At 33.5% G+C, this 16,703-nt stretch carries 14 protein-coding genes; 11 read left to right on the forward strand and 3 right to left on the reverse strand.

Annotated features, from left to right (window positions below; genetic code table 11):
* The first annotated feature begins 2 nt into the window (after positions 1–2).
* Positions 3–2,006, forward strand: coding sequence for an NAD-dependent DNA ligase LigA (ligA, locus tag QMO72_RS04675; protein ID WP_069824840.1), 2,004 nt, complete (start codon positions 3–5; stop codon positions 2,004–2,006).
* 12 nt (positions 2,007–2,018) lie between these two features.
* A complete protein-coding gene (locus QMO72_RS04680) occupies positions 2,019–3,227 on the forward strand; it encodes a CamS family sex pheromone protein (RefSeq protein WP_103266356.1) in 1,209 nt (402 codons plus the stop codon).
* 100 nt (positions 3,228–3,327) lie between these two features.
* On the opposite strand, the gene putP is transcribed toward QMO72_RS04680, so the two are convergent.
* On the reverse strand, positions 3,328–4,863 hold the full coding sequence (putP, locus tag QMO72_RS04685; RefSeq protein ID WP_103266355.1) for a sodium/proline symporter PutP: 1,536 nt from the start codon (positions 4,861–4,863) through the stop codon (positions 3,328–3,330).
* Between the two features lie 370 nt (positions 4,864–5,233).
* On the opposite strand from putP, the gene gatC reads away from it, so the two are divergent.
* The 7 genes from gatC (at position 5,234) to dinB (ending at position 13,068) form a co-directional block, all read left to right on the forward strand.
* A complete protein-coding gene (gene gatC, locus QMO72_RS04690; RefSeq protein WP_069824837.1) occupies positions 5,234–5,536 on the forward strand; it encodes an Asp-tRNA(Asn)/Glu-tRNA(Gln) amidotransferase subunit GatC in 303 nt (100 codons plus the stop codon).
* Between the two features lies 1 nt (position 5,537).
* The gene (gene gatA / locus QMO72_RS04695; RefSeq protein WP_069824836.1) at positions 5,538–6,995 is read left to right on the forward strand and encodes an Asp-tRNA(Asn)/Glu-tRNA(Gln) amidotransferase subunit GatA; all 1,458 of its coding nucleotides are present in this window, start codon (positions 5,538–5,540) and stop codon (positions 6,993–6,995) included.
* Between the two features lie 12 nt (positions 6,996–7,007).
* A complete protein-coding gene (gene gatB / locus QMO72_RS04700; protein ID WP_046837895.1) occupies positions 7,008–8,435 on the forward strand; it encodes an Asp-tRNA(Asn)/Glu-tRNA(Gln) amidotransferase subunit GatB in 1,428 nt (475 codons plus the stop codon).
* A 194-nt stretch (positions 8,436–8,629) separates the two neighbouring features.
* Positions 8,630–9,547 carry a diacylglycerol kinase gene (locus QMO72_RS04705; RefSeq protein WP_069824834.1) on the forward strand — a complete coding sequence of 306 codons (918 nt, stop codon included), beginning with the start codon at positions 8,630–8,632 and terminating at the stop codon, positions 9,545–9,547.
* A 130-nt stretch (positions 9,548–9,677) separates the two neighbouring features.
* A complete protein-coding gene (rlmD, locus tag QMO72_RS04710; RefSeq protein WP_069824833.1) occupies positions 9,678–11,039 on the forward strand; it encodes a 23S rRNA (uracil(1939)-C(5))-methyltransferase RlmD in 1,362 nt (453 codons plus the stop codon).
* Between the two features lie 194 nt (positions 11,040–11,233).
* Positions 11,234–11,782 (forward strand): DUF3267 domain-containing protein, encoded by a 549-nt coding sequence (locus tag QMO72_RS04715; RefSeq protein ID WP_069824832.1) that lies wholly within the window; start codon positions 11,234–11,236, stop codon positions 11,780–11,782.
* A 215-nt stretch (positions 11,783–11,997) separates the two neighbouring features.
* The gene (gene dinB / locus QMO72_RS04720; RefSeq protein WP_103267994.1) at positions 11,998–13,068 is read left to right on the forward strand and encodes a DNA polymerase IV; all 1,071 of its coding nucleotides are present in this window, start codon (positions 11,998–12,000) and stop codon (positions 13,066–13,068) included.
* Between the two features lie 61 nt (positions 13,069–13,129).
* Here the strand turns inward: dinB and QMO72_RS04725 are convergent, their stop codons facing one another.
* On the reverse strand, positions 13,130–13,687 hold the full coding sequence (locus QMO72_RS04725; protein ID WP_103267995.1) for a 3'-5' exonuclease: 558 nt from the start codon (positions 13,685–13,687) through the stop codon (positions 13,130–13,132).
* Positions 13,688–13,978: 291 nt separating this feature from the next.
* Positions 13,979–14,479, reverse strand: a complete 501-nt coding sequence (ftnA, locus tag QMO72_RS04730; RefSeq protein ID WP_069824829.1) for an H-type ferritin FtnA — start codon at positions 14,477–14,479, stop codon at positions 13,979–13,981.
* A 169-nt stretch (positions 14,480–14,648) separates the two neighbouring features.
* On the opposite strand from ftnA, the gene murT reads away from it, so the two are divergent.
* A complete protein-coding gene (gene murT / locus QMO72_RS04735) occupies positions 14,649–15,968 on the forward strand; it encodes a lipid II isoglutaminyl synthase subunit MurT (RefSeq protein WP_103267996.1) in 1,320 nt (439 codons plus the stop codon).
* Positions 15,965–16,684: a lipid II isoglutaminyl synthase subunit GatD gene (gene gatD / locus QMO72_RS04740; RefSeq protein WP_069824827.1), complete on the forward strand. Its 720-nt coding sequence runs from the start codon at positions 15,965–15,967 to the stop codon at positions 16,682–16,684. Before murT ends, gatD begins: the two co-directional genes overlap by 4 nt.
* The last annotated feature ends 19 nt before the right edge of the window (positions 16,685–16,703 follow it).

Genomic DNA, 16,703 nt, shown 5'->3' on the forward strand with positions numbered 1-16,703 from the left:
TCGTGGCTGATTTACAATCACGTGTGAATGACTTACATCAACTTTTAAATCAATATAGTTATGAATATTATGTTCAAGACAGTCCATCCGTGCCGGATAGTGAATATGATAAGTTACTACATGAACTCATTGATATTGAAACAGCTCATCCAGAATATCGTACAGAAGATTCACCTACCGTTCGTGTAGGTGGCGCTGCACAATCAACCTTTGAAAAAGTAGCACATGATACCCCGATGTTGAGCTTAGGAAATGCCTTTAATGAAGAAGACTTAAGAAAATTCGATCAACGGATACGCGATCGAATTGGTGATATAGAGTATATGTGTGAGTTGAAAATTGACGGGCTAGCAGTATCTCTTAAATATGAGAACGGCAGATTTATACAGGGGTTAACGCGTGGTGATGGTACGACAGGTGAGGATATCACTGAAAATTTAAAAACGATACATGCTATTCCATTAAAAATTAAAGATTCTAGAACTTTTGAAGTTCGCGGTGAAGCGTATATGCCAAGACAATCCTTTATTGATTTAAACCAAGCAAAAGATACAAACGGTGAACAACCATTTGCAAATCCGCGAAATGCAGCAGCAGGCTCATTAAGACAATTAGATTCTAAATTGGCAGCCAAACGAAAATTAAGTGTGTTTCTGTATAGTGTAAATGATTTTACTCAGTTTAATGCAGATACTCAAAGTGAAGCGCTAGATGAATTGGATCAATTAGGATTTAAAACAAATCAAGAGCGCCAACGTGTACAAACTATAGATGAAGTCATGGCTTATATTGAAAAATGGACTGAACAGCGTGAAAAGTTACCTTATGATATTGATGGAATTGTAATAAAAGTAAATGCATTAGAACATCAAGAAGAATTAGGCTTTACTCAGAAATCACCAAGATGGGCTATAGCATATAAATTTCCCGCTGAAGAGGTTATTACTGAATTGCGTGATATCGAATTAAGTATCGGTAGAACTGGTGTGGTGACACCTACAGCGGTTTTGAATCCAGTTAAAGTAGCAGGAACTACGGTTTCTCGAGCATCATTACATAATGAGGACTTGATTCATGATAGAGATATTAGAATTGGTGATAGTGTCGTGATTAAAAAAGCAGGGGATATCATACCTGAAGTTATTAAAAGTGTATTAGATAGGCGTCCTAATGATGCACAAGTTTATCACATGCCGACACATTGTCCGAGTTGTCAACATGAGCTAGTGAGAATTGAAGGAGAAGTTGCACTTCGTTGTATTAATCCTAAATGCCAAGCTCAACTGATTGAAGGCTTGATTCATTTTGTATCAAGACAAGCAATGAATATCGATGGCCTTGGCACAAAAATTATTCAGCAACTTTATGAAAATGAGAAAATTAAAGATGTTGCTGACATTTTTTATCTAACTAAGGAAGATTTATTACCGCTTGATCGTATGGGTGAAAAAAAGGTAGACAACTTATTAAAAGCGATTGAAGTTTCTAAAGCAAATTCATTAGAACAACTGCTATTTGGTTTAGGTATTAGACATTTAGGCGTAAAAGCAAGCCAAGTACTCGCTGAGAAATATGGCTCAATAGATCAATTATTTGATGTATCAGAAGAAGATTTAATCAATATTCATGATATTGGACATAAGTTAGCACAATCTGTAGTAACTTATTTAGAAAATGAAGATATCCGTGCTCTAATAGATAAATTAAAAGAAAAAAATGTTAATATGACATATAAAGGCGTGAAAACGACAGAAATTGAAGGTCACCCAGAATTTAAAGATAAAACGATTGTACTCACAGGTAAGTTACATCAAATGACAAGAAATGAAGCTTCAAAATGGTTAGAACTTCAAGGTGCAAAGGTAACAAGTAGTGTTACAAAAAGTACAGATTTAGTAATTGCAGGTGAAGATGCAGGTTCTAAATTAGCGAAAGCTGAAAAGTTTGGTACAGAAATTTGGTCAGAAGAAGACTTTGTTAAAAAACAAAATGATATCGAGGGATAGAGGAGATAATGCATGAAACGAACGATTATACTATTCATCTCAGCAATTTTTGTATTATCAGCATGTGGCAATGATGATGAAAATAAAAAGCAAGCATCCAATGACAATGAACAACAGCAAGAAACAGGTTCTGTGAAAAAGATAGCAACTGATAAAAATGTACAAGGCAATAATTATAGAACGATTTTACCTTTCAAAGAAAGCCAAGCACGTGGTTTATTGCAAGATAATATGGCGAATAGCTATAACGGTGAAGATTTTGAAGATGGCCTGTTAGAGCTAAGTAAGGAAGTATTCCCGACAGATGAGTACTTATATCAAGATGGTCAATATCTAGATAAAGATACGATTAATGCATATTTGCAACCTAAATACACAAAATCTGAAATTGATAAAATGGATGAAGACGAAATCAAAGAAAAAAAAGCTAATGAAAATCTAGGCTTGAATCCTTCACATAGGGGAGAAACTGATCCTGAGAAAATTGCGGATAAATCACCAGCATATTTATCTAATATTTTGGAACAAGATTTCTATAGTAATGGCGATACAAAAGGAAAGCATATTAAAGGAATGACTATTGGCTTAGCCATGAATGGTACATATTATTATCAAAAAGAAAAAGATGGTGAATCTTACAGTAAAGATTTGAAAAACAAAGAAATTAAAAAACAAGGACAGCAGATGGCTAGCGAAATTCTATCTAGAATACGTGAGAATAAAGAATTAAAAGATATACCGATTCATTTCGCAATTTATAAACAATCTGGTGAAAATTCAATTGCTCCAGGTGAATTTATGAGTGGAACGACAGTTGAAGAAGGTAAAACACGTATCAACGAATGGAATGATATCAATCAAAAAACGGCTTTATTACCCTCTGAAGAGGCAGCAGAAATTGATGATAATTTAAATTCAGACTTCAAACAATTTAATGATAACTTGCAAAATTATTTTAATAACTTTACACAAGCAGTAGGTACTGCGAAGTTTGAAAATAAAAAAGCAAAACAACTCTCTGTAGATGTACCAATTGATTATTATGGCAAAGCAGAAACAATTGGTATTACACAATATGTTACAGAGCAAGCAGAAAAATACTTTGATGGCATTGATGAATATGAAATTCATATTAAAGATGGTAATAACCCTAAAGCATTAATTAGTAAAACTAAAGAGGACAAAGAACCACAAGTACACATTTACAAAAACAATAATTAACACAGCGTTTGAGTATACTATACAGCCTCAGCAGTTATAGTTAAGAAAACACCCTATAAGGTATTCACTAATAAGTGTCTACGTTATAGGGTGTTTTATATTATTCTTTGATTATTCGTTTTACATTATCTAGGTCACGGGCTACAAAATCACCAGGCGTTTTAGTTAATTTACTTACAATAACAGTTACTAAAACACTAGCTATGAAACCAGGAATAATCTCATACATTCCAAAAATTTCATTGACTGAAGCGAGAGGTTTAATCCAAGCGATCCAAATAATTACGATTAAAGCACCAGTAATCATTCCACTCAATGCACCTGTACGCGTCAAGCCTTTCCAATATAAAGAGAAGATTACAAGCGGACTAAATGCAGCACCAAAGCCGGCCCATGCATTTCCAACTAAGTTTAAAATAGTGTCATTAGGTGACCAAGCAATCCAAATGGCTACAATGGCAACTAATAATACCGATAAACGACCAACCATCACAAATTCTTTTTCATGCGTTTTAGCTTTGTCTTCACCACGTATAAGCTTGTAAAAATCTTCAGTTAACGAACTAGAAGTGACTAATAACTGTGAAGAAATGGTGCTCATGATTGCGGCTAAAATAGCTGCTAATAAGAAACCACCTACGAGTGGATGAAATAATATTTGACTCATAATAATAAATAATGTTTCTGGATCTTCCATCTTGATATTACGCTCAGAAATGAAAGCAATTCCAGTCAATCCTACGGCTACAGCGCCTATTAGGCCAATAACCATCCAACTGATACCTAAACGTCTCGCTTTTGGTAATAGTTTATGTGTCTTAATAGACATAAAGCGGACAATAATATGAGGTTGTCCGAAATAACCTAATCCCCATGCAAGTAAAGAGATAATACCTAATACAGTCGTTCCTTTAAAAAAGTCTAAGTTGGTAGGTTTCATCTCAGCAACTTGTCTAAACGTATCTATACCGTCAAGTTGAATCAACGCTACAATAGGTACCATTACCATTGCGATAAGCATGATTACACCTTGGAAAAAATCAGTGATTGAAACAGCAAGATAACCTCCGAAGAACGTATAAAATATTACAATGGCTGCTACTAATATGAGTCCAAAGTGATAATTTAAACCAAAAGCACTTTCGAATAATTTACCACCTGAGACAAAACCAGAATGTGTATATAATGTAAAAAACACAACAATTATTAATCCTGAAATAATTTTTAAATAGTTATTTCGATCATCTAATCTATTTTTGAAAAAATCTGGTAACGTTATAGCATCACCAGCAAGTTCAGTATATACGCGAAGTCTTGGTGCTACAACAAAGTAGTTTATGTAAGCACCTAAGGATAACCCTACAGTAATCCACATTGCAGATAATCCTGTACTATAAACTGAACCAGGAAGCCCCATAATCATCCAACCGCTCATATCAGAAGCACCAGCAGAAAGTGCAGTGACATAAGGGCCAATGCTTCTACCCCCAAGCATAAACTCACTTAAATTGCCCGTAGATTGTTTATATCCGTAATATCCAATGAATAATAAGACAACAAAATACACTGCAATCATGATATAAGTTTGCCAACTTGCATGAACTTGATTGGCTAAAGAAGTACCTAATATCATCATGATTTATCATCTCCCTTTGTTTAACATATTAAATTGTATTACATGAATGATTATACAGTGAAATTAATGTATAGAGTAGCTTTTTATAAAAAAATAATAAAATAACACTATAAAAACAGAATGTTAAACACTTATAAATGAAAGTAAAATGACTCTGTTTATAAATATAAACGAATGATTATACATTACTAGTATTTTCAATAACTGATATTAATAAATATTTGCTAATAGTTAACAATAAATCATAATATTATGTAGTAAAATAAATATAAATAGCTTTAATTTAGGGTTATTGTTGAAAAACTTAGATTTTTAAACGAAATTTTGGTACAATTTTGTAATGAATGAGTAAAAAGGAGGCTTTTATTTAATGGCTAAAGTTACACGTGAAGAAGTTGAACATATAGCTAATTTAGCTAGACTTCAAATTACTGAAGACGAAACTACTGAAATGCAAGGTACATTAGAAAGTATTTTGAATTTTGCCAACCATATTGATACAGCAGATACAAGCGAGATTGAACCAACATATCATGTTTTAGATTTACAGAATGTATTGCGTGAAGATAAAGCAATCGAGGGCATTCCTCAAGAGCTTGCATTAAAAAATGCTAAAGAAACGGAAGATGGACAATTCAAAGTCCCATCTATCATGAATGAGGAGGACGCTTAAGATGACCATCCGTTATGAGTCTGTTGAAAATTTGATCAACTTAATTAAAAACAAAGAAATAAAACCTTCACAAATTGTGAATGATATTTATGATGCTATTGAAGAAACTGATCCTACAATTAAATCATTTCTTGCCTTAGATAAAGAAAATGCTATGAAAAAAGCTCAAGAATTAGATGAATTACAAGCAAAAGACCAAATGGAAGGTAAATTGTTCGGTATTCCAATGGGAATTAAAGATAACATTATTACTGAAGGCGTAGAAACAACTTGTGCAAGTAAAATGTTAGAAGGATTTGTACCTATCTATGAATCTACTGTAATGAAAAAATTACATAATGAGCAAGCGGTACTTATCGGTAAAGTGAACATGGATGAATTTGCAATGGGTGGTTCTACAGAAACATCTTATTTCAAAAAAACAGTAAATCCATTTGATCACAGCGCAGTACCTGGTGGTTCTTCTGGTGGTTCAGCAGCAGCAGTTGCCGCAGGACTTGTCCCATTTACTTTAGGTTCTGATACTGGTGGTTCAATTCGTCAACCAGCAGCATATTGTGGAATTGTAGGTTTAAAACCGACCTATGGCCGCGTATCTCGTTTTGGTTTAGTTGCGTTTGCATCTTCATTAGATCAAATCGGGCCATTAACACGTACCGTTAAAGACAACGCTTTAGTGTTAGAAGCCATAACAGGTTTAGATGAAAATGATTCAACAAGTGCACCTGTTGAAGATTCGGACTTCACTTCAGATATTGGTAAAGATATTCAAGGACTAAAAATTGCATTACCTAAAGAGTACCTTGGTGAAGGTGTTTCAGAAGAAGTGAAAGCTTCAGTTGAACAAGCAGTAGAAACATTAAAAGAATTAGGCGCAACAGTTGAAGAGGTTTCATTACCAAATACTGAATACGGTATTCCATCTTACTATGTTATCGCATCATCTGAAGCTTCATCAAATCTATCTCGTTTTGATGGTATTAGATACGGTTATCATTCACCAGAAGCTAATTCATTAGAAGAATTATATAAAATGTCTAGAAGTGAAGGCTTTGGTGAAGAAGTGAAGCGTCGTATCTTCTTAGGTACGTTCGCCTTAAGTTCAGGATACTATGACGCGTTTTATAAGAAATCTCAAAAAGTAAGAACGTTAATTAAAAATGATTTTGACCGTATTTTTGAAAACTATGACGTCGTAGTAGGACCAACAACACCAACAACTGCATTTAATTTAGGTGAAGAAATTGATGATCCACTTACAATGTATGCGAATGATTTATTAACGACGCCTGTAAACTTAGCTGGTTTACCAGGTATTTCTGTTCCTTGTGGCCAATCAAATGGTCGACCAATTGGTTTACAATTTATTGGAAAACCATTCGATGAGAAGACGTTATATCGTGTCGCTTACCAATATGAAACAAAATTTAATTTTCATAATGAATACGAAAAATTATAAGGAGTGGAAATCATGCATTTTGAAACAGTTATTGGACTAGAAGTCCATGTTGAGTTAAAAACAGAATCTAAAATGTTCTCTCCAGCACCAGCACATTTTGGAGCAAAAGCTAACTCAAACACAAACGTAATTGACCTTGCATATCCTGGAGTATTACCAGTCGTAAATAGACGTGCTGTTGATTGGGCAATGAGAGCTTCAATGGCACTTAACATGGATATTGCAACAGAATCTAAATTTGATCGTAAAAACTATTTCTATCCAGATAATCCAAAGGCTTATCAAATTTCACAATTTGACCAACCTATTGGTGAAAATGGTTATATTGATATTGAAGTAGATGGTAAAACGAAACGCATCGGCATTACACGTCTGCACATGGAAGAAGATGCTGGTAAATCAACACATAAAGATGGCTATTCTTTAGTTGATTTAAACAGACAAGGGACACCTTTAATTGAAATTGTGTCTGAGCCAGATATTCGTTCACCACAAGAAGCATATGCATATTTAGAAAAACTACGTGCAATTATTCAATATACTGGTGTTTCTGATTGTAAGATGGAAGAAGGTTCACTACGTTGTGATGCTAATATTTCATTACGTCCATATGGTCAAGAAGAGTTTGGTACAAAAGCAGAGCTGAAAAATCTGAACTCATTCACATATGTTCGTAAAGGTCTTGAGTATGAAGAAAAACGCCAAGAAGAAGAATTATTAAATGGTGGAGAAATTTTACAAGAAACACGCCGCTTTGATGAATCTAATGGTAAAACACTATTAATGCGTATTAAAGAAGGATCTGACGATTACCGTTACTTCCCAGAGCCAGACATCGTACCTTTATATGTAGATGAAGCTTGGAAAGAGCGTGTTCGTCAAACTATTCCTGAGTTACCAGACGAAAGAAAAGAAAAATACGTGAATGAATTCGGCTTACCTGCATACGATGCGCACGTATTAACTTTAACAAAAGAAATGTCTGATTTCTTTGAAGGCGCAGTTGCTGCGGGTGCTGATGTTAAATTAACTTCAAACTGGTTAATGGGTGGCGTTAATGAATATCTAAATAAAAATCAAGTAGATTTATTAGATACGAAATTAACTCCAGAGAACTTAGCTGGAATGATTAAATTAATTGAAGATGGTACTATGAGTAGTAAAATCGCTAAAAAAGTATTCCCAGAACTTGCTGAAAATGGTGGGGACGCAAAACAAATTATGGAAGATAAAGGTTTAGTTCAAATTTCGGATGAAGCTACACTTCTAAAATTTGTGAATGATGCATTAGACAACAATGAACAATCAATTGAAGACTATAAAAATGGTAAAGGTAAGGCGATGGGCTTCTTAGTTGGACAAATTATGAAAGCTTCAAAAGGCCAAGCTAATCCTCAATTAGTGAATCAATTATTAAAACAAGAATTAGACAAACGATAAAATGATAGATGGGGTTGCTTAATTTTAGAAGTAAATCCTATAAAATATTCGGGCCTGTAGACAAAGACTGTTTACAGGTCCTTTCATTTATTTATAACTTCTTACTTATTCAATAAAATTTAACCTAAATGCTTTTATCATGTAACTAAATCATTTAATATAGATAATGAGTAAACGAAGTTGAGGGATAAAATATGAGAAAACGAGCTAGAATCATTTATAATCCAACATCAGGTAAAGAATTATTTAAACGAACATTACCAGATGTTTTAATTAAATTAGAAAAGGCAGGTTTCGAAACGAGTGCATATGCAACGGAAAAAGTTGGAGATGCAACGACCGAAGCTGCACGTAGTTTAGCGCAAAATTATGATGTATTAATAGCTGCAGGTGGCGATGGCACACTTAATGAAGTAATCAACGGGATTGCAGAGCAACCTAATAGACCCAATATAGGGATTATACCTATGGGAACTGTCAATGACTTTGGACGTGCGTTACATTTGCCAAGTGATATTATGAGTGCCATAGATGTTATTATAGAAGGGCACACGACATGCGTAGACATTGGTAAGATGAACAGTCGTTATTTTATAAACTTAGCTGCTGGAGGACAACTGACACAAGTTTCTTATGAGACGCCAAGTAAGTTGAAATCAATCGTTGGACCCTTTGCTTATTATATAAAAGGCTTTGAAATGTTGCCACAAATGAAGGCTGTTGATATTCGCATTGAATATGACGACGAAGTTTTCCAAGGCGAGGCATTATTATTCTTATTAGGCTTGACGAATTCTATGGCAGGCTTTGAAAAGCTCGTACCGGACGCTAAATTAGATGATGGTTATTTTACGTTAATCATTGTGGAAAAAGCCAATCTTGCTGAGCTAGGACATATTATGTCATTAGCTTCAAGGGGAGAGCATACTAAGCATCCTAAAGTTCATTATAAAAAAGCGAAAGCGATAAGTGTTTCATCATTCGTTGATATGCAATTAAATGTGGATGGGGAATATGGTGGTAAACTTCCGGGTAATTTCTTGAATTTAAAACAACATATAGAAGTGTATACGCCAAGTGATATTAATAATCAAGAGTTAATAGAGCAATAATAAATTAAATGAACTTGAATCTTTTATGACTTTTGAGGTAAAATAAATAGTCGAAAAAATTAAAAATACAACGACGAGGTTAGGTACAGACATTAGATGCTCCTAACCTCTTTTAATGTGGGGTGAAATAATGAATGTAATAGAAAAAAATGAAGTAAGAGAAGGGCAAGTCATTGACTTAACACATGAAGGGCATGGTGTAGTTAAGTTAGATCGGTATCCAATTTTTATCCCAAACGCATTGATTAATGAGACGATAGAATACAAAGTCATAAAAGTTAAGAAAAATTTTGCTATTGGAAAACTCATTGATATTAAAGTGAAAAGTGAAGAAAGAGTTGAGCCTCCGTGTGTATATTATTATAAATGTGGTGGTTGTCAGTTACAGCATATGACTTATCAAGCTCAATTAAACATGAAAAAAGAGCAAGTTATTAATTTGTTTCAAAGAAAAGCTGGATTTAAAGATACTGTAATTCACGATACCGTTGGTATGGAGAATCCATGGTATTATCGTAACAAATCACAAATTCCAGTAGGAAAAAACGATGAACAAAACGTTATTATGGGTTACTATCGACAAAGAAGTCACCAAATTATAGATATGGATGAGTGTTTGATACAAGATAATATTCATCAAGAGGTGATGAATAAAATTAAATTATGGTTCAATGAGCTTAATGTGAGTACTTATAATGAGCATAAAAAACAAGGGCTTATGCGTCATGTTGTCATTAGAACAGGACATCATTCAGGCGAACTCATGGTCGTTTTTGTGACCAATGGTAAAAAATTCAAGCAAAGTGGAATTATAGTTGAAAAATTACTAACTGCTTTTCCTAACATAGTAAGCATTAAACATAATATTAATGATACACATTCAAATGTCATTATGGGTCAAACTTCTCATACTTTATACGGTAAAGATGAAATTCAAGATACGTTGTCAGATGTTACATTTAAAATAAATGATCAATCTTTTTATCAAATTAATTCAGTACAGACTGAGAAATTATACCAAAAAGCCATAGACTACGCCGAACTTCAGGGTGAAGAAACAGTGCTAGACACATACTGTGGTATAGGAACAATTGGTCTCTATATGGCACCTAAGGCTAAGCATGTTTATGGTGTGGAAATTGTGGCTGAAGCGATTGCAGATGCACAACAAAATGCGACCTTAAACCAGTTTGAAAATACTACTTTTGTCTGTGGTAAGGCAGAAGAAGTTATTCTAAAATGGAAAGCAGATGGTATTAAACCAGATGTAGTAATGGTTGATCCACCACGAAAAGGGTGTGACGAAAGTTTCTTGGATACTTTATTAGAGTTAAATCCTAGAAAGATCGTCTATATTTCTTGTAATCCATCAACACAGCAACGTGATGCTCAACAATTAGCAACACAATATAAATTAACTCAAATTACGCCAGTTGATATGTTTCCACATACAACACATGTTGAAACAGTGGCTCAATTTGAAAGACGTTAAACGATAGTATTATAGATAAGTGTTGTGTAGTATTTATTTTTTTAAATTGTTAGCTAAACATTGCAGATTATTGCAAATCAAGTAAGTTTATTAAAATTCAGTTACAAGCAACTAACTTTCTTGAAATGCCCTTTATTAGTGGTTACAATCGTTGTATACTCTAGGTAATAGAGAGCGAGATGGAGGGCTTACTGATGTTTAAAATTGAATTACTTTCCAGCAAAAAAGCATTGGAAGGTTTCATGCTATTTCAATTTACTATAGTGATGATTAGCATTTTATTATTTTATAAATTAGCATATACGTTTACACATATAATCGAACAGAATATTTTGTTTAACATTTTGTACGGTGTTGCAGGCTTTGCGATTGTTTATTTCTTACATGAGTTTATCCATAATATCATGTTCCGCTTGTTATCAAAGGGCAATAAACCTACGTATCGTATTCGATCAGGTATGTTTACAACACATATGCCAAATGTTTACTTTAAAAAATGGCAATACATCACTATCATGTTGGCTCCATTAGTTATCGTTACAACAATATTATTTATTCTATTTTCATTATTTACACTCTCATCCATTATTTTTATTGCAAGTTTCCACGTTGGATATTGTTTGTTGGATATGTATTTTTTATCGGGCATATTTAATGGTAAAGTAAAATATATAGAAGATACTGAAGAAGGTATTATATTTTACTTGCAAAGCCCAGCGCAGTTTCCGGCAGAAGTAGAATAAATATGTGGAATAAAATATTTGATTCGTTTTTATCACTTGTTAGTTGTTAGCTTGCAAAAGTGCGTTGATTTTTCAACATAAAGTACTTTTAGAGCAGGTATCAACTAACTTTTTTTATGTTTATAATGATGTGAGCAAATATAAAGTTCAAATAGATGTAACAAGTTAAGATAATAAAAAAGGATGGAATTACATAAGTATAGGAGGTGAGTGCATTGACAGAGAGACGTATCATTCATATAGATATGGATTATTTTTTCGCACAAGTTGAAATGAGAGACAACCCTAAACTCAAAGGAAAGCCTGTCATTGTAGGTGGCAAAGCAAGTAATAGAGGCGTAGTTTCAACGGCATCATATGAAGCAAGAAAATACGGTGTACATTCTGCAATGCCTACCGCTCAAGCACATAAATTATGCCCAAATGGTTATTATCTTTCTCCGCGATTTGAGGCCTATAGAACGGCTTCTGATCAAATTATGAAAATATTTAAAAGCTATACAGACATTGTTGAACCATTGTCATTGGATGAGGCTTATTTAGATATCACACATTTAGTAAGACCGGATTTAGCAGCATCCCAAATAGCGCAATATATACGTAGAGATATATTTGAGCAAACAGGATTAACTTCCTCGGCAGGTGTGTCTTATAATAAATTTTTAGCGAAATTAGCAAGTGGTATGAATAAACCTAATGGTCTTACTGTTATTGATTATGATAACGTGCATGAAATATTGATGGGGTTAGATATTGGCGAATTTCCTGGAGTAGGAAAAGCCTCAAAAGAAAAAATGCATGAACATGAAATATATAATGGACAAGATTTATTTAATCAAAGCGAACGAGAACTCATAAGATTGTTTGGTAAACGTGGACATGGTTTGTATAATAAAGTGAGAGGTATAGATTATAATCCAGTAAAGTCTACTAGAATTAGAAAATCAGTAGGTACTGAACGTACATTTGCTATGGATATGAATGATGATGATCAAATACTGCAAAAACTTTGGGAACTGAGTAATAAAACTGCAGAACGCTTGGCGAAGTTACAAAAGTCGGGGAAGACAGTTACGGTGAAAATAAAGACATTTAAATTTGAGTCACTATCTAAACAGCGGAGTTTAAGAGATCCCATAAGGAATGAAACAGATATTTATAATATTGCATATAGTTTATACACCGAGTTAAAAGATGCGGATACACCTATTCGTTTAGTTGGTGTGACGGTAGGTAGTTTAGAAAAAGCTACATTTGAAAATATGACAATCTATGATTATATATAATGTGCGATCAAAATATGAAAAAAGACGCGTGAAAATGACCACCCTTAAAGGCGATTCATTTTTACACGTCTTTTTCTTTTAAATCTTTCCCATAGACATTGAGCATGCTATTTAAGTCATCATAGTGCTTTAATAAGCGGAATGTAATCATTGCACAAGCTTTAGCATCATTAAGCGCATCATGATGGCCATGGAAGTCTAAATTATAATATTCCATCATATAATTCAAACCATAACGATGGTGCTTAATGGTTCTACGTGCCAATTGTAATGAGCAAAAGTAAGTCATGTTTGGGGTAACTGTACCAATAGCTTTGATACTCTCATGTAAAACATTCATATCAAATGCCGCATTATGTGCTACGACAGGTAAGTCATCGATAAATTGCATCATATAAGGAAATACTGCATCAAACGTTGGTGCATCAGTTACTTCGTTTGGTTGTATACCATGGACAGCAATATTTTGTTGTGAAAAATAATCATTTGGATTTACTAAAGTATGAAAAGTTTCTGTGATTTGATGATTAACAACTTTCACCATACCGACAGAACAAATACTTGTACGTTTACCATTTGCAGTTTCAAAGTCTAAAGCAATGAATGCGTCAGAGTGCATTAAGCAAGATTCCTTTCTATATATCAATATGTAATGACTTTATATAATTCTATTCTGTTAGTCAAGTTAACTAAATTGGATAAGTTTTAATTTAATAGGAAGTAGAAAAATGAAATAGAAGTGATTATCAAGGGTTTACAATGAATGATTTGGGATATAAATGAAGTATATAGCTTAGACGCACATTCTAACCGAATTAAAAAATTCTCCACTTCAAATTATTTATTGAAGGGAGAGTCAATCTGAGACCTATGAACTTAAGTTGTACAAGTCAATAATATATTGACGAATTTATTCTTCGTTAAATGTGCGACCAGCAAGTTCTTTTTCATATAAGTAAAGCGTATTACTATCGTCTCCAATGCGTTTTAAATAATCAATATGTGTTTCAAACATAGATTCTTCTTCAACTTGTTCATCTAAGAACCAATTTAAGAATGAAATCGTTGCATAATCTTTATCTTCATTCGCTAAGTCAGATAAATTATAAAATCTACGTGTAACATCTTTTTCTTGAGCTAGACCATCTTCAAAAGTTTCAAGGATGCTATTGAAATCTGATTTGGGTGCAGGGATAGCTGTAAATTTTGCATGCTCACCACGATCATTAATATAATCATATATTTTTTGTCCGTGGAATCTTTCTTCTTTCGCTTGTTGAATATAAAAGTTTGCGAAACCTTCATAAGATCCATTGTCACAATATGCAGCCATAGCCATGTATGCATGGGCAGCGAAAAATTCATGATTCATTTGGTCATTCAAAGCATCTAATAAGTCTTTTTTCAACATAAGTGATAGCCTCCATTTATCGTTTTTTAAAGTATATCAAATCTATTCTCATTAGTAAATAATAATAATTATAATCTGGAAACGAAAATGTCAATTAGCGTTGAGAATTGTTTGGAATACAACTTAATCGTGTTATAATATTTTGAGTGGAGAGAAGAGGAGGAAGTAGATGAGACGTTGGACTGCAACTCGATTAGCAATAATGGCGAGAAAGGCCAGCAAAGCCGTTGGAAAAAAGGGAACGGACTTACCTGGTCAAATTGCTAGAAAAGTAGATAAAAATATATTAAGAAAATTAGCATCTCAAGTAGACGAGATTGTTTTTATAAGTGGCACAAATGGGAAAACAACAACTTCAAATTTAATTGGCCATACACTAAAAGTAAACAATATCGAGATCATACATAATAATGAAGGTGCGAATATGGCTGCAGGTATCACTTCAGCGTTTATTTTGCAAATTAAGCAAAATACTAAAATTGCGGTTATTGAGATAGACGAAGGCTCAATACCGAGGGTACTTAACGAAGTCACGCCAACAATGATGGTTGTCACTAACTTCTTCCGTGACCAAATGGATCGTTTTGGGGAAATAGATATTATGGTAAATAATATTGCTAATGCGATTAGTAACAAGGGAATAAAATTGTTGCTAAATGCAGATGATCCATTTGTAAGTAGGTTGAAGATTGCAAGTGATACAGTTGTTTATTATGGTATGAAGGCACATGCACATGAATTTGAGCAGAGCACAATGAATGAGAGTCGCTACTGTCCGAATTGTGGTCGCTTATTGCATTATGATTATATTCAATATAATCAAATCGGTCATTACCATTGTGAATGTGGTTTTAAACGAGAAGATACACAATATGAAGTGTCGCATTTTGATTTAACACCATTTATAGATTTAAGTGTGGGCACTACAACATTTAATATGAAAATTGCTGGAGACTTTAATGCTTATAATGCAATTGCTGCTTATACTGTATTGAAAGAATTAGGTCTAAATGATGCAGCGATTAAAAATGGTTTTGAAACGTATACTTCAAACAACGGTCGTATGCAGTACTTTAAGAAAGATGAGAAAGAAGCAATGATAAACCTTGCTAAAAATCCAGCTGGAATGAATGCAAGTTTATCAGTTGGTGAGCAACTCGAAGGTAGTAAAGTTTATGTGTTGAGCTTAAATGATAATGCAGCAGATGGCAGAGATACATCATGGATATATGATGCAGATTTTGAGAAGTTAAAGAGACAGCAAATTGAGGCGATTATAGTAACAGGAACACGTGCAGAAGAATTACAACTTAGACTAAAATTAGCGGGTGTGGAAACACCAATTATTTTAGAAAAAGATATATATAAAGCTACTGCTAAATCTATGGATTATAAGGAAAGCTTTACGGTTGCGATTCCTAACTATACTTCTTTAGCGCCAATGTTAGAACAATTAAACCACTCTTTTGAGGAGGGGCAAATTAAATGAATGAATTGACGGTTTATCATTTCATGCCTGATAAATTAAATCTATATAGTGATATAGGTAATATCATCGCTTTAAGACAACGAGCGAAATTACGTAATATAGATTTGAAGGTTAGAAATATTAACGAAACAGAAGGTGTGACACTCGATCAATGTGATATCTTCTTTATTGGGGGTGGTAGCGATCGGGAACAAGCGCTTGCTACTAAAGAATTAAGTAAAATCAAAGATAAATTAAAAGAAGCGATTGAAGCGGGTATGCCTGGCTTAACAATATGTGGTGGTTATCAGTTTTTAGGCAGTAAATATATTACGCCGGATGGTACAGAACTTGAAGGATTGAATGTATTGGATTTTTATACTGAATCACAAAAAGACAGACTTACTGGTGATATTGTAATTGAAAGTGATACATTTGGTACGATTGTAGGATTTGAAAATCATGGTGGTCGAACGTATCATTCTTTTGGTACATTAGGCAATGTTACTTACGGTTATGGTAATAATGATGATGATGCTAAAGAAGGTATTCATTATAAAAATTTACTTGGGACATACTTACATGGACCTATATTACCTAAAAATCATGAAATTACTGATTATTTATTAGAAAAAGCTTGTGAACGTAAAGGTATTGCTTTTGAACCAAGAAATGTAGATAACACTGAAGAAGAAGCTGCTAAGCAAGTTATCATTAATCGTTCAAAACATAAATAAAATTATAAATCACAATTTG

The sequence above is a fragment of the Staphylococcus casei genome, from assembly GCF_030294405.1.
GTDB classification, from domain to species: Bacteria; Bacillota; Bacilli; order Staphylococcales; family Staphylococcaceae; genus Staphylococcus; species Staphylococcus succinus.

Coding starts and splice junctions, on each gene's coding strand:
- QMO72_RS04680 (WP_103266356.1), top strand. CDS start 2,019: ATGAAACGAACGATTATACTATTCATCTCAGCAATTTTTGTATTATCA.
- putP (WP_103266355.1), bottom strand. CDS start 4,863: ATGATGATATTAGGTACTTCTTTAGCCAATCAAGTTCATGCAAGTTGG.
- gatC (WP_069824837.1), top strand. CDS start 5,234: ATGGCTAAAGTTACACGTGAAGAAGTTGAACATATAGCTAATTTAGCT.
- gatA (WP_069824836.1), top strand. CDS start 5,538: ATGACCATCCGTTATGAGTCTGTTGAAAATTTGATCAACTTAATTAAA.
- gatB (WP_046837895.1), top strand. CDS start 7,008: ATGCATTTTGAAACAGTTATTGGACTAGAAGTCCATGTTGAGTTAAAA.
- QMO72_RS04705 (WP_069824834.1), top strand. CDS start 8,630: ATGAGAAAACGAGCTAGAATCATTTATAATCCAACATCAGGTAAAGAA.
- rlmD (WP_069824833.1), top strand. CDS start 9,678: ATGAATGTAATAGAAAAAAATGAAGTAAGAGAAGGGCAAGTCATTGAC.
- QMO72_RS04715 (WP_069824832.1), top strand. CDS start 11,234: ATGTTTAAAATTGAATTACTTTCCAGCAAAAAAGCATTGGAAGGTTTC.
- QMO72_RS04725 (WP_103267995.1), bottom strand. CDS start 13,687: ATGCACTCTGACGCATTCATTGCTTTAGACTTTGAAACTGCAAATGGT.
- ftnA (WP_069824829.1), bottom strand. CDS start 14,479: ATGTTGAAAAAAGACTTATTAGATGCTTTGAATGACCAAATGAATCAT.
- murT (WP_103267996.1), top strand. CDS start 14,649: ATGAGACGTTGGACTGCAACTCGATTAGCAATAATGGCGAGAAAGGCC.
- gatD (WP_069824827.1), top strand. CDS start 15,965: ATGAATGAATTGACGGTTTATCATTTCATGCCTGATAAATTAAATCTA.